We start from the raw sequence: 25,834 nt of genomic DNA on the forward strand, positions 1-25,834 counted from the left end.
CTTATTGATTGTTTGATGTTAATATATTTGAAGTTTTTCTTTTTAAAAAGTTATTAGTAAGTAGGTAATAAATATAAGCTAGTAGAAGTACAGAGCAGCTTGCAATTGTAATTCCAATAACATTATATGAATGATATACAGAGGTACTTATCCAAGAGCCAAGAGAGCCTCCTAAATAATATCCAACCATGTAGAGGGAATTTAATCTACTATGGTTTTGAGGATTGAGTTTATAAATTCTTCCTTGATTTAGTGACATATTCATTCTTGAACCAACATCTAAAGTAAAGGTTACTAAAATTATAATTATAAGTTTAGACCATCCCATGCCTAGTAACATAAAAGATACAAACATAACTGCTAAAGCAAAAATGTTCCATAAGCTTACATGTTTGCTGTTTGTGAGTTTTCCTGTGAATCCAGCTGCTAGTGCCCCTGCTATTCCTAAGAAACCAAAAAGCCCAACTACAGCACTTCCATAATTATAAGGAGAACCTTCTAATATAAAGGATAATGATACCCAAAAGATATTAAAGGCACAAAATGCAGCAGCACCAAAAACTATAGTCTCTCTTAATATCTTCTCTTTCTTTAATAAAGGAGGTAAGGATAATACTATATTTTTATATGAATTTTCTTTTTTTACATTGTCTTTAGGTAGAGCATGATATAAATATGCTGCAAAGATTAATAAAACTATTGAGGCTATTTCATGAACAGCTCGCCATCCAAACATCTGTCCAATAACACCACCAAGTACTCTTCCAAGCAAAACTCCAAGAAATACGCCAGTCAGTAAGTGACCAACTATTACTCCTCGTTTTTCAGAAGATAGGTTTGATGAAACAAAGGGAATTATAAGCTGTGCTGAAACACTTGCAAGTCCCATAAAAAATCCTACAGCTACTATTAGATTAAATGTTGGTACTAAAGTCATTAAATATAACAAAACAGAAGAACAAGTAATACTTAAATTAATTAAGGTTTTTCTACTATATCTATCTCCTAAAGGAACGATAAACAATAGTCCTAGAGTATATCCTATCTGTATAGCTGTTACGAGTTTGCCAGATGATGAAGCAGGTACCATAAAGTCCTTAGAAATGTTAGTTAATAACACTTGATCGTAGTATAAGTTAGCTACTATAATTGCACAAATGATTGATAAAATAAATAATAATTTATTTGAAAAATTTTTGCTTTTTATTTCTGAATCCATTTTACATCTTCCTCTCTTTAGGTTATAAAAATAGTGTATAATGGAATTATTATTTTAAACAGAATCTAGATTATCATATGATTAATAGTACTATGTTTAGCTTAGCTGAAATAATTAATGTAAATAGGAGAGGGCGTTATGATATCTAAAAATAAGGAACTTGGGTTATTTTTAAAAAAGAAAAGATCAACACTAAGACCAGAACAATTTGGGCTTAAGTTCGATAAAAGAAGACGAGTAAAAGGCTTAAGAAGAGAAGAGGTTGCAGACTTAGCAGGAGTAAGCAATGACTGGTATGTACGTATTGAACAAGGTCAAAATGTTAATCCATCAGTAGAAGTTTTACTCTCTTTAAGTAAGGTTTTACAATTAAATAATGAAGAGAAAAGATATTTATTCGATTTATCAGATAAAAAATTGCCTTTTGAAGACTTTACAAAGGTTATAATTTCTAATACCCTACAACAATTTTTAGATAATCAAAATCCTAATATAGCCTATGTTACAGATAGTGAACTAACCATAATTGGATGGAATAAAGCAGCTCTTAAGGTTTATGGTAACTATAAAGAAATGAGTGAAAAAGATAAAAACTCTGTTTGGAGAGCCTTCAATGATGATTACATAAAGGGCCTTCTAGATAATTGGGAGGGACATTCTAAATTACGTGTTGAACAATTGAGAGCTAATTATAACTATTATGATAATGACAGTAAAATAAATAAGATAATAGATGAATTAAATGAAAAAGAGCCTTTATTTAATAAGTGGTGGAATAATCAAGGGATTATGGGAACACCAGAGGGGCAAAAACTTTTACACCATCCTGAAGTAGGAGACTTATACTTAAGTTATATTTCTTTTAAATCTACAGAAATAGACGGAGCAAATATCACCATTCAAATGGCTATAGATGATGATACAAAAAATAAGCTGGAGAAGCTTATCTTATTATAAATTGAAACCGTGCCTTAATTGTGTTTTGGCACGGTTAACTCAGCTTCATAAACAGGGACCCCATCTAACTTTCCATTGACTTCTTTACTTTCCATCAAGGTAACTGCTTTTATTGGAATCTTAATTCGGTCATACTGAATTAAGTTATCCAAATCTATAGATTCTTCGTTAAATACAATTCTTCGTCCTAGGGTTATATGAGGTGTAAAAAGTTTATCATAAAATCCTATTTTGTTTTTTGATAATAGGGTAGAAAGCTCTTTATGTAGTTCAGAAAGAACAGGGTTTTCTCTTGTGCCTATCCATAGAATATTGGTATTCTTTCTTTTAAAAACACCTAAGTTACTTAAGGATAATTCAAAAGATGGAATAGTTAAAACTGCTTTATCTATAACTTCTTTTATCTTTTCAATTTGAATATCATCAGCTTCTCCTATGAAGCAAACTGTTAAGTGAAAGTTATTCTTACGAGTAAAGCTGCCTTCGGTGCAGTGATTTTTTATATCTGAGGTTATTTGTTCCAAATAATCTTTAACTTTATCTTCAAAAGCTATAGCAATATAGATTCTCATATTTTTATATCCCTTTCATCAAATCATAGTGTTTATAAGTTATTTTTAACAAATAATTATAATGGAGTAAAGGGGATTAGAAAATTTCTTAAAATTTCTAATCCCTTTTACTCCTATTAAGCTTAAAGTACAATATGAAGGTTTTTATTTATTAAGTCACTAGTAACTTTTCCATCTTTTATTTCAATGATTCTATCTGCTTTTTCAGCTATTCTATTATCATGAGTTATAACTATAAAAGTGGTTTTCATTTTCTCATTTATATCTCTAAGAAGATTGTAAATACTTTCAGTAGATTCTGAATCTAGGTTTCCGGTTGGTTCATCAGCAAGTACTATTTTAGGGTTATTAATTAAAGCTCTTGCTATAGCAGTTCTTTGTTGTTGGCCCCCTGACATGTTGGTTGACATGTTATTTTTAACTTTACTTAAACCTACTAAGTCTAGAAGTTCATTAGCTCTTTCCTTGATTTCCTTTGAAGGCTTTGAATTTCCTATCATAAAAGGCATTAGAACATTTTCAAGAGCTGTGAACTCAGGAAGAAGATAATGAAACTGAAATATGAAGCCAATAGCCTTGTTTCTTAAATCCGCTAATTGATTCTTTTTCATTGTATCTGTTCTTATTCCATCAATATATATTTCTCCATTAGTTGGTTTATCTAAGGTTCCCATTATATTAAGAAGTGTACTTTTTCCACTTCCAGAAGCACCAATAATTGAATTAAAGGTACCTTCTTGAAAGGATAGATTTACATTATTTAAAACTTGAGTTTTAAGTACTTGACCATATACTTTATCTATATTTTTCAATTCAATAATATTACGCATTTCTAATCACCTCTATTGGATTTAATTTTGAAGAACCTCTTGCAGGAATTAATGCTGCCAATGTTGAAGCTATAAGTGCTATAACAGCTGATATTATTATAAAGTTGTAATTGATATATAATTCAACTACAGGAGTTCCATCAGGATTTAGAGCGAATTTTGTAAAGATAAAACTTAAGCCTAAACCTAAAGCCACTCCAAGTATTGCTCCCATTAAACCTAATAAAAATCCTTCAAATAGAAAAATTAAACTTGATTGACTGTCCTTAATTCCCATAGCTTTAAGTATTCCAATTTGCTTCGATTTTTGTACTACAGTTATAATTAAAACGCTAGCTATACCTAATATAACTGATACCATAACAAATACTTGAATCATATAACTTGATATGCTTTGACCATTTAAACCACTTAATAATGATGCATTTTGATCTTTCCAGTTATCAACCTTAATATCACTTCTATTAATGTTAGAACCTATAACTGTTGCAATCTCATCTGCTTTAAATACATCTGTTACCTGCATTTCAATACCAGTTATTTTATCACCAGTAGAGAATAATTCTTTTGCAGAAGATAAATCAGTTATAAGCCATGCTTTATTTATGCTAGCAACTTTTAAGTCATAAAAGCCAGTTACTATTAGAGTTTTTACATCACCTGAGTTAGTTATTAAGTCAATTTTGTCATTTAGGTTAAGGTTAAGCTCTTCTTTTAAATCTTTTCCTACTAACGTTTCAAATTTGTTGTTTGGAACTTTACCTTCATAAATACTATCTTTGAGATCATAAATTTTATCTGAATCATCAATGTTCATACCACGTACTAGAACTGAGTATGTTTTAAGATCTGTTTTAATAAGTGCAGGCGAATCTGATACTACAGAAACATCTTTTATTCTTGAATCGGATTCTTTTATATTATCTACTATGCTATCATAATCAGATATTAATCTATCAGAAGTATCTGATGATAAGGTTACTTGAGAAGAATTACCTACTGTTTTATCAATTAAACTTTTCTGAAGCCCTTGTATTAAGGAGCCTATAAATATCTGAACTGAAACACCAACTGCTATTCCTAAGGCTATAAGAGCAGTTTGACCTTTTGTAGATTTTAAGAATCTGAGTGCTATTTTAAACGAAATTTTCAACTTAATCGCTCCCTTATAATTTAATTTGCATTATTTATTAATAACTATTATTATTTATATATTAATAGTATATTACAATATGAAATAAATCAATATATTTAATATAAAAATATTTCAATATGTGTTAAAATTATATGAAGAGGTGACTGCTATGGAAAAAAGTATTTCTGATAATATAAGGTATTTAAGAAGTTTAAAAAAGTACACTCAAAAAGAGTTTGCTTCTTTACTGGGAGTAGCACAAACTACTGTTGCAAATTATGAAAATGGGCTTAGAGTTCCTGATGCTCAGAAACTTCAAAAAATTGCAGATATATTTGAGGTATCTTTAGACAATTTATTAGGACGAGAGAGTAGAAAAGAGAATAGCAGTATAATTCAGAAGAAATTATCATTAATAAATAATAAAGAGGAATCTTTTAAAATATATTTAAATTTACTTTTGGAAGGGAAGGGCACAGATGCAAGAGAGTTTGTAATAGGTCTATATCATCAAGGATTGCCTATGAAATCTATATATTTTGATATTTTTGAAAAATCATTAAAGGAGGTAGGGACTTTTTGGGAGAGTGGTAAGATAGATGTTTGGCAGGAGCACTTTATTTCTGAAGTAACTATGGATTTAATGAGAGAAATAAAAAGTAAAGAGCAAAGAAAAAAGAAAAATTTGTGTTATGTAATGGGGGTAACAGCTGGGGCAGAGCTTCATAATATTGGACTTAAAATGATTTTAGATACTCTAGAAATAGAAGGTGGAAAATCACTTTATCTAGGGTCTAATGTACCAGTTCAAAGTTTGGTGAATGCAGTTAAAAGTGAAAAACCTGATTTATTAGCTATATCAGTAACAATAGATCATCATATAGAATCAGTAAAATATATGATTGAAGCCATAAGAGAGAATGTTAAGGGTAAGTTGCCAAAGATTGTTGTTGGTGGAGGAGCTTTTAAAAATAATCCAAAGCTCTGGCAATCAACTGGGGCAGATCAGTATTCAGACAGTGTAGAGGATTTGATTTCCTTTATAAATATTTAATAATGTCATTAAAAAAGCAAGTGAGGATCTTTAAATATCTACACTTGTTTTTTTTATTTAAGCTAGTATTACATATGCTTATGCACAATAAAATAATTTTATAACAAACTGTTAATAGAATGTTGACAAATTTTACGAATCACTATAAAATAATACAGGGATGTAAATGATAATTACTTTCATTATCTTTTACCAATTAAAGAGGTTGATAAAAATTAATATAACAATCGGAGGGAGATTCAAAATGAAACTAAAAGGACTAACTACTATGATCCTTGCTTGTGCTTTATTAGTAACTGGCTGTGCTAGCAAAGCAAACAAAACTGAAGATACATCTAAGGGAGGCGACACTGCTTCTTCTGTTTCTTATCCAATAACAATTAAACATGCTTATGGTGAAACTGTAATAAAAGAAGAACCTAAAAATGTTGTTGCAATTTCTTGGGGGAATTCAGATACACCTTTAGCTTTAGGAGTTGTACCAGCTGGTATATCCAAAGCTAACTATGGTAAAGTCACTGAAAAAGGATTATTACCATGGACAGATAAAAAGTTCACTGATTTAGGAGTAGACAAACCAGTTGTATTTGATGACGTTGATGGTTTAGATTATGAGGCTATAAGTAATGCTAATCCAGACGTTATATTAGCTGCATATTCAGGGCTTACTCAAGAAGAATATGATATGTTAAGCAAAATAGCCCCTGTTGTTGCTTATCCTAAACTTGCATGGCAAACATATTGGAGAGATCAAATAACAACTAATGCAACTGCAATGGGTAAAAAAGATGAGGGAACTAAATTAGTTTCAGAATTAGATAAGTTAATAGCAGATAAAGTTGCTGAATATCCTAGCATTAAAGGTAAAAAAGTTGCTTTCTGTTACTTTAGCCCAACTGATTTAAGTAAGTTCTACATATATACTTCAACAGATCCACGTGCGGCGTTCTTAAATGATCTTGGATTAGTAGAAGCTGATAGTGTTAAAGAGCTTGCAAAATCTTCAGATAGTTTTGCTCTTACAATTAGTTCAGAAAATATTGATAAATTAGCAGATGTTGAAGTAATTGTTGCTTATGGAAATGCTGAATTATTAAAACAACTTCAAGCTGATAAGCTATTAGGAACACTTCCAGCAATTAAAAATGGATCTGTAGCGTTAATTGATGAAACTTCAGATTTAGCAGCAGCAGCTACTCCAAGTGCATTATCTATTCCTGCAACTATAGATGAATATTTAAAGCTAATCGGAGAGGCAGCAGATAAGGTAAAATGAAGCTTACAAAAACAATAGGAATATATTTAGGGAGTATTCTTTTTCTAGGTTTATGTGTGCTTGCATCACTAGCATGGGGATCAAAAAATGTAGGATTTAGTGAGGCTATTAATGCCTTACTAAATTCTACTGATTTGTCCTTTTCTGCATTAGTGGTTCGTGAGCGTATCCCGAGAACAATTTTTGGTATTATGGCAGGAGCTTCTCTTGGAATATCAGGAGCCCTTATGCAATCTATAACAAGGAATCCAATAGCTGACCCCAGTATTTTAGGTGTTAATACAGGGGCATCTTTGTTTGTTGTAATAGGAATAGCATATTTTAATATCAGTTCAGCAAATCAATATATTTGGCTAGCGCTGGCTGGAGCAGGGATAACAGCAGTGATTGTGTATTTTATTGGTTCTATTGGAAATGGAGGAGCAACACCTATTAAACTTGCTTTAGCAGGGGCTGCTACTAGTGCAGTCTTAACTTCTTTAGTAAGTGCAATTATACTTCCAAGAAGTGATGCTATGGATAAGTTTAGATTCTGGCAGGTTGGTAGTATAGGTGGAGCTAACTGGGATAGTATTAGATTGATACTTCCTTTTGTAATAATTGGATTAATAATAAGTGTAGCAGCAACACCTGCATTAAATGTATTAGCTTTAGGGGACGATGTTGCAACTGGTTTAGGTGTAAATATAGGTATTATTAGAATTATTTGTGCAGTTGCAGGAGTTATATTATCTGGTGCAACTACAGCAATAGCTGGGCCTATAGCCTTTATAGGATTAATGATACCACACACTATACGTCTTATTTTTGGTTCGAACTTAAATGGAATAGTTCCTTTATCAGCTATTGGAGGTGCAGCTCTTTTAATAATTTCAGATGTTATTGGAAGAGTAATTGGAAGTCCAGGTGAAGTTCAGGTAGGAATTATTACAGCATTTATTGGAGCACCAATTCTTATTATGATTGCTAGGAAAGCGAAGGTGAGAGCTATATGATACAAACTAATCACAATACGATTAGACAAGGTTATACTAGAAGAAAAACTCGTTTGATTAGCGTCAATATTATTTTGATTGTACTAACTTTACTATTGTGTGGTATTATGCTTGTATATGGTAAAAATGTTTATGATTTAAATACGGTTATAAGAGTTCTTAGTGGAGAACAGATACAAGGTGCGACCTTTACTATAGGAACTCTACGTTTACCGAGAATGCTTTGTGGACTTTTAGCAGGATTAGCTTTTGGTATAGCAGGAAATACATTTCAAACTATGTTAAGGAATCCATTAGCAAGTCCTGATATTATAGGCATAAGTTCAGGTTCTAGTGTAGCTGCGGTTTTCTGTATATTAGTTCTTCGTATAAGTGGGACTGGTGTTTCTATAGCAGCAGTAGTTTCTGGAATTCTAGTGGCATCACTTATATATGTGTTATCTAAAGGTTCAGGATTTTCAGGTGGAAGACTTATACTTATAGGAATTGGAATGCAGGCAATGATAAATGCTATAATATCATATTTGCTTGCAAAATCTTCACAGCATGATGTACCAACTGCACTTAGATGGTTAAATGGGAGTTTAAATGGAATGGTTATTGAAGATGTACCATTTTTATTTGTCGTTGTTGTTGTATTTGGAGTTACTATTTTATGCTTAACAAAACAGCTTCAGGTATTGGAATTAGGAGATGAGTTTGCAACTACACTTGGTGTTAGAATTAATGTAGTAAGAATTATGCTGATTCTTAGTGCTGTATTTCTAATAGCTTTCTCAACTGCTGTTACAGGCCCTATATCTTTTGTAGCATTTTTAGCTGGACCAATAGCAGCAAGGCTTGTTGGACTGGGATCGCCAAATGTTTTATCAGCAGGGCTAGTTGGAGCTTTATTAGTACTTAGTGCAGATCTTATTGGTCAATTTGCATTTGGTACAAGATTCCCTGTTGGAGTAATTACAGGGATTTTAGGAGCGCCATATATGCTGTTTCTATTAATAGTTATAAATAGGAGGGGTCAGGCATAATGACTAAAAAACAACCGTTATTTGAAGCAAAAAAAGTAGTAACTGGATATGATAAAAAGATTATAATAGATGGAATTGATATAACTATTCCGAGTAATAAGATTAGCGTTATTATAGGTGCTAATGCATGCGGTAAATCAACCCTACTTAAAACCCTTGCTAGACTTATTAAACCTGTTTCAGGAGATATTGTAATTGATGGTAAGAAGATTACTTCAATACCTTCTAAGCAATTAGCACAAGTTTTAGGTTTACTTCCTCAATCCCCAATAGTTCCAGAAGGAATAACTGTTTGGGATTTAGTTTCAAGAGGTAGATATCCATATCAATCATTTCTAAAAAGTATGGATAAAACAGATTTTAATGCCATAGAAGAAGCACTTGAAATCATGGGAATAACAGAACTTGCTAACCGTAGTGTAGATGAGTTATCAGGTGGTCAACGTCAAAGAGTATGGATTGCCATGGCTCTTGCCCAGCAGACAGATATACTTCTTTTAGATGAACCAACCACTTATCTTGATATAGCGTACCAAGTAGAGATTCTTGATTTATTAACAGACCTAAATCGTAAAAGAGGAACTACTATTGTGATGGTACTTCATGATATAAATTTATCTGCTAGATATGCTGACTATATATTTGCTCTACGTAAGGGTAAATTAATTAGTCAAGGAACACCGGAAGAGGTTATAACTTCAGAATTAATAGATACTGTATTTGATTTGGATTGTGTAGTTATACAAGATCCAGTGTCTGATTCACCTTTTATTGTACCAAGAGGAAGACACCATGCTAATACATCAGATAAAAGTTAATAGATTTATTTAAGAGACAAGTGATTATATGTTTAATATTATCACTTGTTTTGTGGTTTAAAGATAAAAACTAGGTTTAATTAATTTATTATAAACATTCAGTGAGAAAATTCATTTTGTAAATAAATTTAACTGTGATATAATGAAAAATGCTGTTTTGAAGTAAGTATTGGGGGAATTTATAATATGAAATATTTTTTTAATAAAGCAATGACAATGATGAAAGCAGAGATGGTATTTAGCATTACATTTGCTTTATCTATCGTTACATCCATAATAATTAGTCCTAAATTAAGTTATATTGATTTTCCAGTATTGATGCTTCTTTTCAATCTAATGATAGTAATAGCTGCTTTTGAAAATGTACAATTATTGGACAAGATAGCTATTGGGATTTTAAGAAAGAATAAAAATCTTAGAATGATTTCTGGTATATTAATTAGTTTATGTTTTGTTTTTTCAATGTTTATAACTAATGATGTTGCACTTATAACTTTTGTACCATTAACTATGATTATTGCTAAAAAAGCTAAATTTGATCCTATAAAGATAGTAATTTTAGAAACTTTAGCAGCTAATATAGGAAGTAGTTTTACACCTATGGGAAATCCACAAAATCTGTATCTCTTTTCATTTTTTAATATAAATATCCTGACATTTTTTAAAATCACAATATTAATAGCTGTGGCAGGAATGTTGTGGTTATTTATTTTAAATAATAGAGTTGAGGATTCTGAACTAGAGTTTGAATTAGACAAAATAGAAGTTAGAAATAAAAAAGTTGCAATAATATACTGTATTTTATTTATATTTATACTCTTGTCAGTTTTTAATGTTATTGATTATAGGGTAGCTTTTATTGCAACCATTATTGTAACATTAATTATAAAAAGAAGTTTATTTAAAGAGTTAGACTATGTACTTTTATTGACTTTTGTATGTTTTTTTATTTCAATAGGAAATATTTCTAATATGAAAAGTATAAATGAGATTATGAAAATCTTATTAAGTAATAATATTGGAGTGTATTTCTCTGCAATATTTTTTAGCCAGTTAATAAGTAATGTACCGTGTGCTATTCTTTTATCAAAATTTACTACTTCATGGCAAGTTATATTAATTGGTGTTAATGTTGGAGGAATGGGTACAATTATAGCTTCACTAGCAAGTTTGATATCTTATAAAATTTACATTAAAGAGTATGATGGGAAAAAGTATTTATCTAAATTTACAAAATACAATTTTGGAAGTTTGTTAGTATTTGGAGCCTTATTTTTAGTGTTTGTATTTTTACCAATATAGTAAATAATATCTGTAAAAAACAAGTGACGATATTCAGGGATAGCGTCACTTGTTTTTAATTTAGGATAAATTATTCTCCATCCTCTCCTCCAGGACCATCTCTTCTTGGACGGAAGGATTCAGGAAGAGGTTCAACATTTTTATATTGACTAGCAATTTTGCTCTCATTCTCTGAATTAAATGTGCTACCTTGCTCCTTAGAAGATGAGCAACTATTTTGTTGTTTAAAGTTTGAATTATTATTTTTATTAGCCATACTATATCACCACCTTCAAATTTATTTTGTACATATGATTGGTTTTTATGTACACTAAAACTTGAGATAATTTGATGCTAAAAAAATATGGCATTACATAAAATAAAAAGGGAATATGTGAAATATAAGTTCTAAAAAGGTCAATTATAGATCTTATCTTTCATTTATCATAAGAATTCTGTTAAGCTTTATGATACTCTTTTTATTTTTATTATTTATTAGAATTTCATCATGAGTTATTTTCTCCACCAAAACATCAAAATGCCCTTGTGGTGTAGTAAACATTGATTTACATATATAACGAATCATGCAGCGTTTACCTTCAAAGTATTTAAGAGGACTTGATAAAGGTAGGTTATCTAAGTATATGTCTGGTATCTTTGTTGAAGTTTTTTTGTATATATCTGCATCTGAAATTGAAAGAATGCTTTTAATTTTTAATATTCCTTTTTTGCCTTTTTTATCATGGAAAAGTAGGTAATCATCATCAGTATTAAGCATAGCTACTTGATAAAGTCCTCCAAAACCCCTGTCATCTAAAAATATCTTTACCCAACGCCCAATAAAATCCTTATAGCAATCTAAAGAAGATGTATTAGTTGAGGTATCCGTATTTCCTTTTGAAGGTAGAGTTAATCCTTCTATAAGAAGATAGTCTGTTGAAACTCTAAATAAGTAGCTTAATTGAATTATTTTATCTGTATCTGGAATCGACTGATCTAACTCCCATTTTGAAATAGCCTGTCTTGAAACCTCAAGTTTTTCCGCTAATTGCTCCTGAGAAAAATTATTCTGTTTTCTAAGTTCTTGTATTCTTTTGCCTAATGTCATAATAAGACCTCCCTTATTTTAGTATTATCAGTATACTAATTAGGACAATTCACCACTACCAAATAAACCTTGAATATTCGCAACCTATAGTTGCAAGTTTAAATTTAATAAGAGTATTTTTCTATTTATCATAAGATTATTATACTATTAATATTGGAACTTTAACTCTAGAGGTTGAAAAGTTGTAATAGGATAAATTGGTATAGTATACTGTAAAAGATATCAGAGGCATATAATATGTAATTAAAATAAACTATATTGAAATATATAGAAAGGAAAATATATAGTGAATTTTACTGAAATTCGTTATATAAGGATAGAATTATAAAAGATACAAAAGAATTTAAAATAATAATTAGTATGGGAGTAATAGGCATTATTGCTGTAATAATAACTATAATAAGTGACTTTATATTAATAGGTAGGCCTAATAGTGCTATGGATTTTTTGAAATTTGGCACTGAAAGCATGGCTGGATTATCGCAATGGAGAATAACTGTTGGTACATTTCTTGGAGTTATAGTAATTCCATTTCAAATAGCTGGATTAGGTATGGTTTATTACGCTCTTAAGCCGGCAGGTAAATTTAAGTCACTTACAGTAGTCATTTCAACTGCACATGCATTAATGTTAGCTGTAGGATTTCATATAGCCTATGCATATATTGCAAGTGGGTGGAGACTTTATTATGAAACTGGGGCTTCTAATCTGATAGTTAGAGATATGATGAAAATGTTCGATAATTATTGGCTTATAACATTAATTATAATAGGCGTAGAAGCTACAGTTAGTTCCCTTTTATATATAATAATTATTATAAGGTATGAAACCTTGTATCCTAAATGGATGGCATTTTTAAATCCTGTTGGCATTTTAATTTGTGTTTTTCTTATGATGTTGGTACTGCCTTATCCTATTGGAGGATTTATTGCTCCAGCTTTTCTTAATATATCAACCTTAACATTTTTTATATGTCAATTGGTTATTTTTAAACAAAAAGATAAAGTGCTTATATAATGTTTAAATCAAAAAAACTCCTAAGCCTTTTATTAGCTTAGGAGTTTTTTATATATTTGCTACCACTTAAACCAAAAAATTACTCCATTATCGTAATTTTTTGCGCCATAGGAGAAATTATATAATTCAAGTATTTTACTGGATATAGAAAGACCTAGTCCTGTACCTTTAGTATTACTACGAGAGGAATCAACTTTTTTGTATGGTTTCCATATTTCAGTTAATTCTTTTTCCGGTATATGACTTCCACTGTTGTAGAACTCAAGAATATCTTCATTTATAGTGATATTAATTGACCCACTATTAGGAGTGTGTTCAAGTGCATTTACAAAAAAGTTATTAATAACTCTCTCCATTAATGCAAAATCAGCTTTTATAACCTCATCACCCTCCATATTTATAACAATTTGTTTCTCATCACAGATTGGACTATAGTGATTAATTAATTTATCGCATACTTCAGAAAGAGAAACATCTTCATATTTGATTTTAAAGGAATCAGATTCTAATTTTGATAATTCAATCATACCTAGAACTATCTTGTCCATACGTTTTACGTTAGCTTGAATATTTGCAGCATAATGATCTTTTTTTTCTGTATGAACATTTTCTATAAGATTTTCAGCATAACCTGATATGATACTTAGGGGTGTTTTTAAATCATGTGCTAGTGCATTTGTTGTCTCTATTCTATATTTTTCTAAGTCATCCCTCCTTTTATAAAGCTTGTAGCTTTGGGTAGATATGATAAGAGCAGCTATAAAAAATGTTAAGAAGCAACTTATCCATACAAATATTAATGTTGGGTAAGTTAGTTTTAATAAATTAACTTCAGTGGCACAAACTGTCCAATATTCACTATAAAAGTTTTTACCATCGAAGGTTAATGATCTTATAGTGTTTTGATATGGAACAGGGTAATAATACTGATAAGTGAATAAACCTATTTTTTCAATTGATATTCCTACGAATTTCTTAACAGTTTTCTCTAATTTATCTTTATTTGACGCCAAGTTGCGAAGATTAGTATAATCTTTATTCTTTTTATTAATAGGGTTTATGGAGCCAATTTTAAAATAGGGCAAGTCCTCTGTAGCTTTATTATTGTTAGAAATGAATACCTTACTTACATTAGATCCAGAGCTTGAGGATATTCCATTATCTTCACTGAGCTTAGTTGCATACATAGGAGTGACATTTATTCTATCAGGAATAATCATTTCATCTTTTAACCAAAATCCATCTATGTCTAAAATATATCCAGAAAGATCACCGACTTTCTCAACCTTTGGTTCTGAAGAGAGATAACCTTCTAGTTCTGATATATCTTCATCACTAAACCAGTCGTATGGGTTTAAAGATGCATAACCAGTATAATGTGTGTTACCTTCAATACTCTCTGTATAACTGCAAAGCCAATTTTCATTAGTGTTAAAAATTAGATTATAGTTACTTGTGAATATTCCAATTTCTGTTCCAGAGTTAGCATAAAGAGATAAACTTCCTATCATTTTTCTTTTTAGCTTAGGGAAGTCTGTAATATTATCTTTGATAATATTATTAGCTGTATGATTAATCTGTAATGCTAACGAGTTAAACTGTAATTCTTGTACTTTTTTCTCCTTATTTATAAGAAATATGCTAAACCCTATCATAAGTATAAGGTATGCTGTAAATAAAGAAGAAAAAGTACGCACATAAATTGTTCTCTTTGTTTGATTTTCTTTCAACCTCTAATCCTCCAATCTATAACCGACCTTAATAATAGTTTTAATCTGATTAGATGCAGCTCCAAGAGATTTTCTAAGCTTCTTTATATGATTATCAACAACTCTATCATTACCCTCAAAATCATACCCCCATACTCGAACTAAGAGGCTGTCGCGGCTCATTATCTTACCACGATTCTCCATTAGTATTTTTAATAAAGTAAATTCAATAGGAGCTAAGGTGGTTTCTTTATCCTCTACAAAAACTGTGTAGCGATAAGGATTCAATTTTATTTTTCCAGAGATCATGATGTCATTTCTTATGGTACCTTTTGTACGTCTGATTAAAGCTGTAACCTTTGCGTAAAGTTCTGCTAATGAAAATGGCTTAGATATATAATCATCACAACCAAGGTTATAACCATATAATTTATCTTGTTCATTAGTTCTTGCTGTTAAAAAGATAATAGGAACATCACTATTTTTTCTAAGTTCCTTACATATTGTAAAGCCATCAAGCTCTGGAAGCATAACATCTAAAAGTACTGCATCATATTCATTTTCAATACATTTTTCATGACCTTCATTACCGGTTTCAGCTGAGCATACCTCGAATTTACCGCAGCTTTTTGAGGTAAAGTAATCAGTTATGATTTCTATTATTTCTTTGTCATCTTCAACTAATAAAAATTTATATACCATTTTTCACCTCCAAGGATATGTTAACAGATTAATATATCCTTTCTGTATCCTAATTAGTGTAAAAATAAAGTTGGAGATATTATACTAACTCCAACTCTACATGATTTTATCTTTTATGTAATTATTTCTTATTCTATAGGGGAATATTTTCATTGCCTCTGAACCTTCATCTAGTGTTGAAAGCTCTAGTTTACTAAATATATAATCATTTTTATCTTTTTCTAAGGTTATTATAGCAGGATATTTTGATTTAGTAAGAGTTGGGTCATCAGAACTATATCCAGAACAATTAAGCCAGGCATGTATATAAACTTTGTTGCCTTTTTCTTCACAAACAATTATCTCTCGTGTGTAGTCTATTTCATCTATAAAAATGGCTCTTAAATCTTCTCTTTTATTTAGCTCAGCTTTTATATTTTCTGAAAATATTTTATCTAATGTATTTGCAGGTATATTAACTACATTTACTGTATTCATTGATTTATAAACTAATATTGATATTACAATTATAGAAATAATAGTAGATAAAAATATAAAATGCTTTCTTTTCATATAAACAATCCTTCCATAAAATAATTTGGATATATTTCCATAATAAACTATAGGGAATTTATTGTAAACAAGCTTATGATGAGAAGTGGGTAGATAAGAAAAAGGAAGGCTGATATAATATTCTCTAGAAAGATATAAAGGAGTTAGTAGATGAAATTTTATTTAGCACCAATGGAAGGAATTACAGGATACATATATAGAAATTCTTATGAGAGGATTTTTGGCAATATAGATAAATACTTTGCCCCTTTTATTACACCAAACAAGAGTAGAAGTCTTAAAACTAAAGAACTTAGAGATATTTTACCTGAAAACAATAAGGGTATAAATATGGTTCCTCAGATCTTAACTAACGATTCAGAAGGATTTATTGAAACCTCTATGAAATTTAAGCAACTAGGTTATAATGAGGTGAATTTGAATTTAGGATGTCCAGCTGGGACTGTTGTTTCAAAAAATAGAGGTTCAGGATTTTTAGCTAAAAGAGAAGAACTTGATAGATTTTTAGATGATATATTTAAAATAGATGATATGAAAATTTCTATAAAAACGAGAATAGGAAAAGAGAGCCCGGAGGAGTTTTATGAACTTATTAAGATATATAATAAGTATCCTATGGAAGAGCTAATCATTCATCCAAGAACTAGGGAAGACTTTTATGGAAACAAACCTAATTTAGAAGTTTTTAAAGATGCATTATCATTAAGTACTAATACCATATGCTACAATGGAGATATATTCACAAAGGAAGATTATAATAAATTCACAAAGGAGTTTCAAACGGTAGACAAAGTAATGCTTGGAAGAGGGGTATTAGCTAATCCTTGCCTAATAAACCTTATAAAAGACAATAGTACTTTGGATAAAGTGGATTTAAAAGATTTCCATGATGAGATTTTCAAAAAGTATATAGAGATATTTAATGAAGAGAAAAATGCCATATTCAGAATGAAAGAATTATGGGGATATATGATTTATATTTTTTCAGATAACAAAAAATATGGCAAGAAAATTAAGAAAGCACAAAAGCTTGCTGAGTATAATGAAGCTATTTTGAGCCTATTTGAGGAGCAAGAGATTATACAGGGGGCGGGATTGTTTTATAATCAATAGTTATGAGAAGATATAAGATTAAAATAAAGACTGCTTAATTATAGGCAGTCTTTACTTAAGATAGATTAAATTGTATTACCAAATATCGTTTGAATTAGATGAAACTAATGCTAAATCTTCATAACTACACAAATTATTATTTAAGGCTTCTTTTCTTAAAACCAAATAAAGTTCTGCATTTGTAGCATTAAAGTAAGGATTAACAAATAGCACTCCAACTCCTAGAGCTAATATTCCAAGCAAATACCATCCTATAAAGGATAGGTCCAACACAAACATATCAAGTTTATGACCTCTAGTCATATCATTACTTAACTCAATAGCTTTATTAATCCCTATATTAGGATTATCAGCAAGAATATATGGAACCATGCTATAAGCGTAGGATTTAATTATACCAGGAATAATTAAGAGTAAAGTCCAAAGGAAAATATAAATATTTTTAACTAACATTGTAGTTGTTATACCTTTGTAATTCCCATCTTGAAATCCAAAACGCAAACATCTTGTATTATCATCATATTGAGCGGATTTAATGAAGTATCTTCTTCCTCCAACTTCAAGGCAGTATCCAATAAGAATACGTAGTACCAATGCAATTAGAAAAAAGATTAATAACATAGAAATAATTTTCCAATTGATGAAATAATGAAAAACTGAGTTTATATTATCAGGGTTTTCAATTGAAAATCTAGATCTATAATTAGACCTAGAATTCCAACCACCTTCAGCTAGTGTTATAACTATACTAACTCCAAATGCACTCAAATATCCTCTTCTTAAAACTTCTTTAGCTTTGCTTTTTAATTCTTTTCTAGACCACATATTATCCTCCATAAAATTATTAATCGAACTATTTAAATAATTGCTATGATGATATTATATGGTATTTAATAACTTAAAACAAGTTATTAAATATATAGGAGGATGTTGTTTTTAGTTGAAAAAAGCTATTAGATGCAAATAGGTTTAAATTGCTTTCAATTACTTAAATTTTCTAAGTTATTTGAGATTTTGAGCAAAATTACTGCTACTAAACCTATTAATATTATTAATAATTGCAAGGAGTTCTCTAGGCGATTCAACTAAATCATTTTCTAACCAAGTTTGTACAACAGCAACAATACCACCTATTGCATATTTTAATAAGTAATTTAAATATGCATCAGTGAAACCTGGAGTATTAATTATTTTATCTAAATTTGCTTTATTAGCTACATAAAGAATGCGATCTAGTATTTTACTATCGTTTTGTTTACAAAATAGTACTTTGCAAAGCTCTTTATTTTCCGCAATTAATTCAAAGACTTTAATTAAAAGTATGTCGGTATAATCCTCAACTGGAATTTCAGTGAGATACACAATAACTTGATTAAATAATTCATCTTCCATTGATTGAAGAAGATCAAAAGCATCTTTATAATGACTATAAAATGTTCCTCTGTTAATATCAGCTTTTTTGCATATATCAGTAACAGTAACTTGATGAATTTCTTTAGTTTCAAGTAGCTCTATTAAGCTTTCTTTAATTATATTTTTTGTGTACAAAATTCTACGATTTCCTTTAACTCCAGGCATGTATATCCTCCTTTTTATAAAACTTATTTAACTAGATATTTATGAATAAAATATTATCAATTAAACAATTATAAAGTTTATGTACATTTAATAACAATAAAATTTTATATGATTATTGTCAGTAGCTTTCTAATTAACTATACTAATATTGTACTATTGAATCAACAATATGTCTATTTAATAACTCTTAGTATAAATAGAAGAATTACTAAAGAAAATGGAGGGAGAAAATGTCGTATATACAAATTATTGATGAGCATAAAAGATACAAAATTGGAGATAACACTGTTGTAGCAAACAACGGAATTAATTTCTCCATTAAAAAGGGAGAGTTTGTTATAATCTTAGGACCTAGTGGTGCAGGAAAATCAACAGTACTTAATATACTTGGAGGCATGGACACTTGTGATGAAGGTAAAATTATAATTGATGATACTGATATATCAAAGTTTAATAAAAAAGAACTTACTAGATATAGAAGGCATGATGTAGGGTTTGTATTTCAATTTTATAACCTGGTACAGAATTTAACTGCAAAAGAAAATGTAGAGCTTGCTGCACAAATTTCAAAAAATGCATTAGATGTGGACAATACACTTGAATTAGTTGGACTCGGACATAGAAAAGATAATTTCCCAGCACAGTTATCTGGGGGAGAGCAGCAAAGAGTATCCATAGCAAGAGCTATTGCAAAAAATCCTAAATTACTACTTTGTGACGAACCAACTGGAGCTCTTGACTACAAAACAGGAAAACAAATTTTAAAAACTCTACAAGATACTTGTAAAGACACAGGTACAACAGTTATAGTTATAACTCATAATTCAGCCATTGCACCTATCGCAAATAGGGTAATAAAAATCAATGATGCCAAAGTTAGAAGTGTTGAAGTTAATGAAAATCCTGTACCAATTGAAGAGATAGAATGGTAGAGGTGGAGAAAAATGAAAAATAGTGCATATAGAAAATCAATAGTAAGAGAGATAGCATCGTCAAAAGCAAGATTTGCCTCAATATTAGCAATAATATTTTTAGGTGTAGCTTTTTATTCTGGTATAAAGTCAAGTGGACCAGATATGAAAGCATCTATAAGCAATTTCTATAGTAACCAAAATCTTATGGATAGTAAGATTGTATCTAGTATAGGACTTACAGATAAGGATCTAGATTTACTTAAAGATAATGATAAAATATTAGACTATTATGGGACACATAGCGTAGATGTAAATCTTATAAGTAAAAATAGTGTAGTAAAATTTATGACCTATGATCCCAACAATTCTAAAGTGATAAACACTCCGATTATTGTAGAAGGAAGATTGCCTGAAAATAGTGGAGAAATAGCATTAGATGAGAAAGTCCTCAATTTAGATGATAACTTGAAAATAGGGGATACCTATAAAGTAGATGCTGATGAAGATACTATGAAATACTTTAAGGAAAATACCTTTAAGGTGGTTGGATTTGTTAAAAATCCAATGTATATAGAAAAAGAATCTAGAGGTACAACTTCTGTAGGAAAAGGAAGTATTGATTACTTTGGGGTATTAAATAGTTCAGATATATCCATGGATGTATATACCGAAATCTATGTGAGATTTAAAAATGTACAAGGAGTTAATGGATATAGCGATGAATATAAAGACAAGATGGAAGAAAATAGTCAGTATCTTGAAAGTTTATTTTCTAACAGAGTAGTAGAAAGAATAGAAGAAATAAAATCAGATGCTAAGGTAGAATTAGATAAAGGTTATAAAGAAATAGAAGATGGAGAAATTAAACTTAGAGATGCACAAAAAGAAATAGACGATGGCAAAGTAAAACTTAACGATGGTAAAAAACAGTATGAACAAGGTTTAAAAGATTACGAAAAGAAAATTAAAGATGGCGAATTAAAACTAAAAGATGGTGAAAAGCAGCTTAATGACGGGCAAGCTGAACTTAATAAACAAAAGCAAAAGCTAATTGATGGAGAAAATCAGCTTAATCAAGCTAAGGTTCAAATAGATAAAGCTAAAGATGAGTTTATAAAGCAAGGTATTGATCCTGATAAAGGAACTAGTGAATATGAGAATCAGATATCCTCACTTAATACTTTAAATTCTGCTTATAGTTCTTTATCTAAGGATATAAGAGATACAACTAGCAATATTAAAGATGGAGATGAGATTACTCAAGAGAAAATTCAATATTGGAAAGCTATGATATCAAATCCTAACTTAGGCTTACAAGACCTAAGTGCTTTAGTAAGTGGATTAGAGCAAAATCCAAGCGATATTAGTTTAGCTATTAATATAGCTAATGGTATTGACTCTGCAAGTAAGGTTTTGGGAGAAAATATAACCAAACTTACAACTTTAGTTGGTGGAATCAATCAATATCAGCAAGGTAAAGCACAATATGAAACACAGCTAAAAGTACTTAATGATGGTAAGCTACAAATTCAAGAAGCTCAAAAGCAGATAGATAATTCAAAAATAGAATTATCTAAGGGGCAAAAAGAGCTTGAAGATGGTAAAAAGCAAGGAATATCAGAACTTAATAAGGCCAAAAAAGATTTAGAAGATGCAGAGAAAAAGCTTATTGATGGTGAAAAAGAAATAAATGAAAATAAGCTAAAATTAGTTGATGCAAGAGTAAAAATAGATAAAGAAAAAGATAAGTTAAAAGATTTAGATAAGAGTAAGTATTATTTCTTTGATAGAACTGATAATCCAGGATATGGTGGATTTAAAGATGCTATAAAAAGCATAGACAACATTGCTAAAGTATTTCCTGTATTTTTCTTCTTACTTGCAGTATTAATTTGTTTAACTACTATGACAAGAATGGTGGAAGAAAACAGAGTTGAAATAGGAACTCTAAAAGCTTTAGGATATAGTGATTTAGAGATATCTAGAAAGTTTGTGATTTATGCGGCATTAGCTAGTATCTTTGGAGGCATTTTTGGAATATTACTAGGAAGTAATGTATTCCCATATGTAATTAATAATGCTTACGGAATGATGTTTAGCTTACCAGCTCTTAAAATATATTATTATCCTGCTTATATAATTCAATCTTTAGCAGCATCAATAATATGTACAGTTGGAGCATCTTTATTTGTATTAAAGGTAGAGCTGCAAGAAAATCCATCTAATTTAATGAAAGCTAAGGCACCTAAATTAGGTAAAAAAATATTCTTAGAGAGAATTACAATACTTTGGAAAAGACTAAACTTTAATCAAAAGGTTACACTTAGAAACATTTTTAGATATAAGCAACGTATGATAATGACAGTGTTTGGAATAGCTGGATGTATGGCGATGCTTGTTACTGGATTTGCACTTTTAAACGCCAACAATGTAGTTATAGGCAAACAGTTTGATAACATCTGGAAATATCAAGCTATTGTAATCTTTAATGATGAGCATAATGAAGAAGATAATAAAGAATATAATGAAGCTCTAAATCAGATTGAAGGATATCAAAGTAGTATAAACATACATCAACAATCAGTAACCTTTAGTAAAGAAGGAATGAACAAACAAACTGTTAGTATGTATGTGCCACAAGATGGAGAAAGCTTAAATGAGTTTTTAAGTTTACATGATAGAAAAACAAAAGAAGAATACAAGTTATCAGATAACGGTGTGATTATCAATGAGAAGTTAGCCAAACTTCTAAAGGCATCCGTTGGAGATATGATTACTATGAAGGATGAAGATAATAATTCATATACAGTAAAGGTTGAAGAAATAGCAGAAAATTATTTCGCTCATTTCATCTATATGTCACCATCATACTATGAGCAGATATTTGGGGAGAAAGCAATATATAATGCACAATTCTTAAAATTAGATTCAGCTGATGGAAAAGAAGATGAAATATCAACTAAACTTATGGATTGCAAAAAAGTAATAAATGTAACATTAACATCAACAATCTCAAATGCAAGTAAGGATTCTGCAAGCAAACTTAATTTGGTAATGTTAGTTATAATCATTTCTTCAGGAAGCTTAGCATTTATAGTACTGTATAACTTGACCAACATAAATGTATCTGAACGTATAAGAGAGTTATCAACTATAAAAGTATTAGGATTTTTTGATAATGAGGTTACAATGTACATTTTAAGAGAAAATGTAATATTAACGTTATTAGGAATACTCGCAGGTTCATTTATGGGAAGAATATTATATATCTTTATAATAAATACTGCAGAAACGGACATCATGATGATGTTCCCTGATATATATATTAGTAGTTATATATATTCGGGACTTATAACTTTGTTATTTTCACTTTTGGTTATGATTATGATGCATATTAAACTAAAGAGTGTAAATATGATTGATGCATTAAAGTCAGTTGAATAATAAATATAAAGAGATAGTCTTAAAAGGCTATCTCTTTATATTTAAAAAAATTAGGAAATAGATTTAACAAAAGTGTTTGTATCATTTTCTGATACCTCTTTAAATCCCATCTTTTTTAGGTATTTTATATGAGTATCACTTGACGAGTAGCAGATAAATCTTGAGTACCCTTTATCTAAAAAATAGCTTTTATTAGCTTCATATATAAAAGCTCCTATTTTAAAATCTCTATATTCAGGAATAACAAAATCCAGTTCTATTTTAAGAGTTTTATCATCATGTTTAGAGCCAATAAAAATTCCAGCTGGTACTAGGTTTCTTAAAATAAAAAAACTGATTGATTCGTCAATTGAATTAAAAGCATTTGAATTACTGTATTTATTAATATCATTTTTATAAAAATCTAAAAAATAATCAAGATATTGTGAATTATCCTTAAGAGGAAGAATTTTAAAATATTCTTTTGTTCCATAAATTTTATAAAGATAATATATATTAATGATGCAGATACATAGGTTCATAAAACCTACAGGAAAAGCCCCTATCAAAAAACCATATAGAGAAAAAACAGCTGATCCCAATAAGTTAATCCATCTAAGCTTTATTATTGAACTCATTAGTAGTGAAATTAGAACTATTAAAGAAGCAATATAACCTAAGATTTCTAAGAAATTAGTATTATCCATTGTAAAACTCCTATCATATATTTAATATTCTATTTTTAGTATAACCTAACATAATACGTTTTCATTAATTTTAAGTTATACCAGAGAAATTATATTTTAGCATAACTTTACAGAATATTATATAGGGTTTTAGTTAATCAATATTTCTTTAATATGAATTAGTATTAAGAAACTTATATAGGACAAAATAAAGTTGTAATAATATATAAGGAGATTAGGGATATGAAAAGAAAAATAAGTTGTTTGCTATTATCAGTGATATTTATGATGTTAGCCATGAATAATATAGTATATGCTAAGTCTATATCTGTAGAAACAATGCCTTATGGACCAAAGATACAGGATTTAAAAGGAAAAGATGAAATCATTAAAAACTTAGAAAATATCAAGAGAATAAGAGCAAATTTAATTGTTGTAGCTATAAAAGAGAGTTCAACTAATGAGGAATTACAAGCATTAAACAAAGACCTAGAGTCTTATTTAAATGAAATTAATAAATCTAAAAGAAATTTAGAGCAACATAAAATTACATATAAAGATTCATTTCCAGATGTATTTTTTGCAGAAGAAGTTTCATTTATAGCAGAAAGTTATATAATAAGTATAAGACAACAGCAAAATTTAATAAGACAATTGCAGTTAAACCAAGAAGAGGCAAAAAAATTGTTTTATTCAGGGTATTTAATACCTGTATATTACTATTTAACACTTGGAGATCAAATGGTTACATATATAGAAACTTATTTTGTGATAAGTTAAAGTTTTTTATAATTCCTTGAAGAGAGTGTTGACATGTAATTGTTTTAATGATATATTTAATACATACATAATGTGCGGACTGTTACTGATTCGATCAGGCATGACCAATTCATAGCTATTTCTATGAGTTGGTCTTTTTTATTTCATATTATAATTTTATTCTGAATTGGAATGGTGATATTAAAATGAAAGTAATTAAGAAACTAAATAATAACGTTGTCTTAGCACTAAATAGGAGCAATGAAGATATAATTATTGTAGGTAAAGGATTAGGATTTAAAAAGATTCCGTATGAACTTGAAGATGAGTCTATTATAGAAAAAATATATGTTATTCCAAAGAATACAAAAGCAGAAGAAGTTTTAGCATCCATACCTACAGAAATCATTGAAGTAACTGAAAAAATAATTAGTTATGGAAGTAATATTTTGAACAAAGAATTGAATTCTAGCATATTTCTAGCTTTATGTGACCATATAAATTTTGCAGTTAAACGAAGTAAAGAAGGAATTGTGGTGAAGAGTCCTCTTTATTGGGAAATAAAACACCTATATCAAAATGAGTATAAAATAGGACTTGAAGCGATAAAAATTATAAATAAGGAGTTAAAATTAGAGTTAAGTTCAGAGGAAGCACCATTTATTGCACTACATTTTGTAAATTCCCAAATAGGCGACAATGATATGATGGAAACTACTAAAATAACTTCAATTACTGGAGAGATTTTAAATATAGTAAAATATCATTTCAAAATTAACTTTAATGAAGAATCTTTTAACTTCACTAGATTTATAACTCATATTAGATATTTTATATTAAGACAGTTAAACAAAGAACATTTAGAAAATGATAATGAGTTTATGTATGATATTATGAAGAAGAAGTACAATGAAGAGCATAAATGTGTAAAGAAAATAGAAGAATATTTATATAAAAATTATGGATGGACTTGCTCTGCAGATGAGAAGTTATATTTAATAATGCATATACAAAGAGTGAAATCAAGAGAATATAGTATATAAGGACTGTTACTGATTCGATCAGGCATGACCAAGATAGCGTTACTTAAGGGACGTTTATTTTGGTC

25 protein-coding genes are annotated in these 25,834 nt (G+C 29.4%); 13 read left to right on the forward strand and 12 right to left on the reverse strand.

Features of this window, described 5'->3' with window-relative positions; genetic code table 11:
* Position 1: 1 nt before the first annotated feature.
* Positions 2–1,219 carry an MFS transporter gene (locus BUA92_RS07505; protein ID WP_073018361.1) on the reverse strand — a complete coding sequence of 406 codons (1,218 nt, stop codon included), beginning with the start codon at positions 1,217–1,219 and terminating at the stop codon, positions 2–4.
* A gap of 138 nt (positions 1,220–1,357) precedes the next feature.
* Between BUA92_RS07505 and BUA92_RS07510 the strand changes: the two genes are divergently transcribed.
* Positions 1,358–2,176: a helix-turn-helix domain-containing protein gene (locus BUA92_RS07510; RefSeq protein ID WP_073018362.1), complete on the forward strand. Its 819-nt coding sequence runs from the start codon at positions 1,358–1,360 to the stop codon at positions 2,174–2,176.
* A 14-nt stretch (positions 2,177–2,190) separates the two neighbouring features.
* On the opposite strand, the gene thpR is transcribed toward BUA92_RS07510, so the two are convergent.
* From thpR to BUA92_RS07525, 3 genes are all read right to left on the reverse strand, one after another.
* Positions 2,191–2,748: an RNA 2',3'-cyclic phosphodiesterase gene (gene thpR / locus BUA92_RS07515; RefSeq protein ID WP_073018363.1), complete on the reverse strand. Its 558-nt coding sequence runs from the start codon at positions 2,746–2,748 to the stop codon at positions 2,191–2,193.
* A gap of 122 nt (positions 2,749–2,870) precedes the next feature.
* Positions 2,871–3,578 (reverse strand): ABC transporter ATP-binding protein, encoded by a 708-nt coding sequence (locus BUA92_RS07520; protein WP_073018364.1) that lies wholly within the window; start codon positions 3,576–3,578, stop codon positions 2,871–2,873.
* Positions 3,571–4,731 carry an ABC transporter permease gene (locus BUA92_RS07525; RefSeq protein WP_073018365.1) on the reverse strand — a complete coding sequence of 387 codons (1,161 nt, stop codon included), beginning with the start codon at positions 4,729–4,731 and terminating at the stop codon, positions 3,571–3,573. Before BUA92_RS07525 ends, BUA92_RS07520 begins: the two co-directional genes overlap by 8 nt.
* Positions 4,732–4,882: 151 nt before the next feature.
* Between BUA92_RS07525 and BUA92_RS07530 the strand changes: the two genes are divergently transcribed.
* From BUA92_RS07530 to BUA92_RS07555, 6 genes are all read left to right on the forward strand, one after another.
* A complete protein-coding gene (locus BUA92_RS07530; RefSeq protein WP_073018366.1) occupies positions 4,883–5,767 on the forward strand; it encodes a cobalamin-dependent protein in 885 nt (294 codons plus the stop codon).
* A gap of 244 nt (positions 5,768–6,011) precedes the next feature.
* Positions 6,012–7,043, forward strand: coding sequence for an iron-siderophore ABC transporter substrate-binding protein (locus BUA92_RS07535; RefSeq protein WP_073018367.1), 1,032 nt, complete (start codon positions 6,012–6,014; stop codon positions 7,041–7,043).
* Positions 7,040–8,038 carry a FecCD family ABC transporter permease gene (locus tag BUA92_RS07540; protein ID WP_073018368.1) on the forward strand — a complete coding sequence of 333 codons (999 nt, stop codon included), beginning with the start codon at positions 7,040–7,042 and terminating at the stop codon, positions 8,036–8,038. Before BUA92_RS07535 ends, BUA92_RS07540 begins: the two co-directional genes overlap by 4 nt.
* Positions 8,035–9,066 (forward strand): FecCD family ABC transporter permease, encoded by a 1,032-nt coding sequence (locus BUA92_RS07545; protein WP_073018369.1) that lies wholly within the window; start codon positions 8,035–8,037, stop codon positions 9,064–9,066. The genes BUA92_RS07540 and BUA92_RS07545 overlap by 4 nt, the downstream gene beginning before the upstream one ends.
* Positions 9,066–9,884: an ABC transporter ATP-binding protein gene (locus BUA92_RS07550; RefSeq protein WP_073018370.1), complete on the forward strand. Its 819-nt coding sequence runs from the start codon at positions 9,066–9,068 to the stop codon at positions 9,882–9,884. Before BUA92_RS07545 ends, BUA92_RS07550 begins: the two co-directional genes overlap by 1 nt.
* Positions 9,885–10,070: 186 nt before the next feature.
* On the forward strand, positions 10,071–11,186 hold the full coding sequence (locus tag BUA92_RS07555; protein ID WP_073018372.1) for an SLC13 family permease: 1,116 nt from the start codon (positions 10,071–10,073) through the stop codon (positions 11,184–11,186).
* A 70-nt stretch (positions 11,187–11,256) separates the two neighbouring features.
* Here the strand turns inward: BUA92_RS07555 and BUA92_RS07560 are convergent, their stop codons facing one another.
* The gene (locus tag BUA92_RS07560) at positions 11,257–11,442 is read right to left on the reverse strand and encodes a hypothetical protein (protein ID WP_073018374.1); all 186 of its coding nucleotides are present in this window, start codon (positions 11,440–11,442) and stop codon (positions 11,257–11,259) included.
* A gap of 153 nt (positions 11,443–11,595) precedes the next feature.
* Positions 11,596–12,273, reverse strand: coding sequence for a helix-turn-helix domain-containing protein (locus BUA92_RS22815; protein WP_083553446.1), 678 nt, complete (start codon positions 12,271–12,273; stop codon positions 11,596–11,598).
* Between the two features lie 360 nt (positions 12,274–12,633).
* Here BUA92_RS22815 and BUA92_RS07570 point away from each other — a divergent pair, with 360 nt between their 5' ends.
* Positions 12,634–13,290: a DUF6796 family protein gene (locus BUA92_RS07570; RefSeq protein ID WP_073018376.1), complete on the forward strand. Its 657-nt coding sequence runs from the start codon at positions 12,634–12,636 to the stop codon at positions 13,288–13,290.
* Positions 13,291–13,349: 59 nt separating this feature from the next.
* On the opposite strand, the gene BUA92_RS07575 is transcribed toward BUA92_RS07570, so the two are convergent.
* The 3 genes from BUA92_RS07575 to BUA92_RS07585 all read right to left on the reverse strand — a co-directional run bounded on the left by BUA92_RS07575 (position 13,350) and on the right by BUA92_RS07585 (position 16,253).
* Positions 13,350–15,020, reverse strand: a complete 1,671-nt coding sequence (locus tag BUA92_RS07575) for a sensor histidine kinase (RefSeq protein ID WP_083553447.1) — start codon at positions 15,018–15,020, stop codon at positions 13,350–13,352.
* Between the two features lie 3 nt (positions 15,021–15,023).
* A complete protein-coding gene (locus BUA92_RS07580; protein ID WP_073018378.1) occupies positions 15,024–15,701 on the reverse strand; it encodes a response regulator transcription factor in 678 nt (225 codons plus the stop codon).
* Between the two features lie 96 nt (positions 15,702–15,797).
* On the reverse strand, positions 15,798–16,253 hold the full coding sequence (locus BUA92_RS07585) for a hypothetical protein (RefSeq protein ID WP_073018380.1): 456 nt from the start codon (positions 16,251–16,253) through the stop codon (positions 15,798–15,800).
* 150 nt (positions 16,254–16,403) lie between these two features.
* Between BUA92_RS07585 and BUA92_RS07590 the strand changes: the two genes are divergently transcribed.
* A complete protein-coding gene (locus BUA92_RS07590; RefSeq protein WP_073018382.1) occupies positions 16,404–17,366 on the forward strand; it encodes a tRNA dihydrouridine synthase in 963 nt (320 codons plus the stop codon).
* A 75-nt stretch (positions 17,367–17,441) separates the two neighbouring features.
* Here the strand turns inward: BUA92_RS07590 and BUA92_RS07595 are convergent, their stop codons facing one another.
* Together BUA92_RS07595 and BUA92_RS07600 are read right to left on the reverse strand one after the other, a co-directional pair.
* Positions 17,442–18,191, reverse strand: coding sequence for a DUF975 family protein (locus BUA92_RS07595; protein ID WP_073018384.1), 750 nt, complete (start codon positions 18,189–18,191; stop codon positions 17,442–17,444).
* Positions 18,192–18,368: 177 nt separating this feature from the next.
* Positions 18,369–18,944: a TetR/AcrR family transcriptional regulator gene (locus BUA92_RS07600; protein WP_073018385.1), complete on the reverse strand. Its 576-nt coding sequence runs from the start codon at positions 18,942–18,944 to the stop codon at positions 18,369–18,371.
* A 230-nt stretch (positions 18,945–19,174) separates the two neighbouring features.
* On the opposite strand from BUA92_RS07600, the gene BUA92_RS07605 reads away from it, so the two are divergent.
* Both BUA92_RS07605 and BUA92_RS07610 read left to right on the forward strand, forming a co-directional pair.
* Positions 19,175–19,876, forward strand: a complete 702-nt coding sequence (locus BUA92_RS07605) for an ABC transporter ATP-binding protein (protein ID WP_021800734.1) — start codon at positions 19,175–19,177, stop codon at positions 19,874–19,876.
* 12 nt (positions 19,877–19,888) lie between these two features.
* Positions 19,889–23,302: an FtsX-like permease family protein gene (locus tag BUA92_RS07610; RefSeq protein WP_073018386.1), complete on the forward strand. Its 3,414-nt coding sequence runs from the start codon at positions 19,889–19,891 to the stop codon at positions 23,300–23,302.
* Positions 23,303–23,352: 50 nt separating this feature from the next.
* Here BUA92_RS07610 and BUA92_RS07615 read toward each other — a convergent pair whose 3' ends face one another.
* Positions 23,353–23,988 (reverse strand): YgjV family protein, encoded by a 636-nt coding sequence (locus BUA92_RS07615; protein WP_073018387.1) that lies wholly within the window; start codon positions 23,986–23,988, stop codon positions 23,353–23,355.
* A gap of 222 nt (positions 23,989–24,210) precedes the next feature.
* Here BUA92_RS07615 and BUA92_RS07620 point away from each other — a divergent pair, with 222 nt between their 5' ends.
* On the forward strand, positions 24,211–24,747 hold the full coding sequence (locus BUA92_RS07620; RefSeq protein WP_073018388.1) for a coiled-coil domain-containing protein: 537 nt from the start codon (positions 24,211–24,213) through the stop codon (positions 24,745–24,747).
* 185 nt (positions 24,748–24,932) lie between these two features.
* Entirely contained in the window at positions 24,933–25,769 is an 837-nt protein-coding gene (gene licT, locus BUA92_RS07625; RefSeq protein ID WP_073018389.1) for a BglG family transcription antiterminator LicT, read from the forward strand.
* The last annotated feature ends 65 nt before the right edge of the window (positions 25,770–25,834 follow it).

Source organism: Clostridium intestinale DSM 6191, assembly GCF_900130055.1.
GTDB lineage: Bacteria > Bacillota > Clostridia > Clostridiales > Clostridiaceae > Clostridium_T > Clostridium_T intestinale.

Excerpts from the sequence above, each read along its gene's own strand:
- BUA92_RS07505 (WP_073018361.1), bottom strand. The coding sequence starts at position 1,219 with ATGGATTCAGAAATAAAAAGCAAAAATTTTTCAAATAAATTATTATTT.
- BUA92_RS07510 (WP_073018362.1), top strand. The coding sequence starts at position 1,358 with ATGATATCTAAAAATAAGGAACTTGGGTTATTTTTAAAAAAGAAAAGA.
- thpR (WP_073018363.1), bottom strand. The coding sequence starts at position 2,748 with ATGAGAATCTATATTGCTATAGCTTTTGAAGATAAAGTTAAAGATTAT.
- BUA92_RS07520 (WP_073018364.1), bottom strand. The coding sequence starts at position 3,578 with ATGCGTAATATTATTGAATTGAAAAATATAGATAAAGTATATGGTCAA.
- BUA92_RS07530 (WP_073018366.1), top strand. The coding sequence starts at position 4,883 with ATGGAAAAAAGTATTTCTGATAATATAAGGTATTTAAGAAGTTTAAAA.
- BUA92_RS07535 (WP_073018367.1), top strand. The coding sequence starts at position 6,012 with ATGAAACTAAAAGGACTAACTACTATGATCCTTGCTTGTGCTTTATTA.
- BUA92_RS07540 (WP_073018368.1), top strand. The coding sequence starts at position 7,040 with ATGAAGCTTACAAAAACAATAGGAATATATTTAGGGAGTATTCTTTTT.
- BUA92_RS07545 (WP_073018369.1), top strand. The coding sequence starts at position 8,035 with ATGATACAAACTAATCACAATACGATTAGACAAGGTTATACTAGAAGA.
- BUA92_RS07550 (WP_073018370.1), top strand. The coding sequence starts at position 9,066 with ATGACTAAAAAACAACCGTTATTTGAAGCAAAAAAAGTAGTAACTGGA.
- BUA92_RS07555 (WP_073018372.1), top strand. The coding sequence starts at position 10,071 with ATGAAATATTTTTTTAATAAAGCAATGACAATGATGAAAGCAGAGATG.
- BUA92_RS07560 (WP_073018374.1), bottom strand. The coding sequence starts at position 11,442 with ATGGCTAATAAAAATAATAATTCAAACTTTAAACAACAAAATAGTTGC.
- BUA92_RS22815 (WP_083553446.1), bottom strand. The coding sequence starts at position 12,273 with ATGACATTAGGCAAAAGAATACAAGAACTTAGAAAACAGAATAATTTT.
- BUA92_RS07570 (WP_073018376.1), top strand. The coding sequence starts at position 12,634 with ATGGGAGTAATAGGCATTATTGCTGTAATAATAACTATAATAAGTGAC.
- BUA92_RS07580 (WP_073018378.1), bottom strand. The coding sequence starts at position 15,701 with ATGGTATATAAATTTTTATTAGTTGAAGATGACAAAGAAATAATAGAA.
- BUA92_RS07585 (WP_073018380.1), bottom strand. The coding sequence starts at position 16,253 with ATGAAAAGAAAGCATTTTATATTTTTATCTACTATTATTTCTATAATT.
- BUA92_RS07590 (WP_073018382.1), top strand. The coding sequence starts at position 16,404 with ATGAAATTTTATTTAGCACCAATGGAAGGAATTACAGGATACATATAT.
- BUA92_RS07595 (WP_073018384.1), bottom strand. The coding sequence starts at position 18,191 with ATGTGGTCTAGAAAAGAATTAAAAAGCAAAGCTAAAGAAGTTTTAAGA.
- BUA92_RS07600 (WP_073018385.1), bottom strand. The coding sequence starts at position 18,944 with ATGCCTGGAGTTAAAGGAAATCGTAGAATTTTGTACACAAAAAATATA.
- BUA92_RS07605 (WP_021800734.1), top strand. The coding sequence starts at position 19,175 with ATGTCGTATATACAAATTATTGATGAGCATAAAAGATACAAAATTGGA.
- BUA92_RS07610 (WP_073018386.1), top strand. The coding sequence starts at position 19,889 with ATGAAAAATAGTGCATATAGAAAATCAATAGTAAGAGAGATAGCATCG.
- BUA92_RS07615 (WP_073018387.1), bottom strand. The coding sequence starts at position 23,988 with ATGGATAATACTAATTTCTTAGAAATCTTAGGTTATATTGCTTCTTTA.
- BUA92_RS07620 (WP_073018388.1), top strand. The coding sequence starts at position 24,211 with ATGAAAAGAAAAATAAGTTGTTTGCTATTATCAGTGATATTTATGATG.
- licT (WP_073018389.1), top strand. The coding sequence starts at position 24,933 with ATGAAAGTAATTAAGAAACTAAATAATAACGTTGTCTTAGCACTAAAT.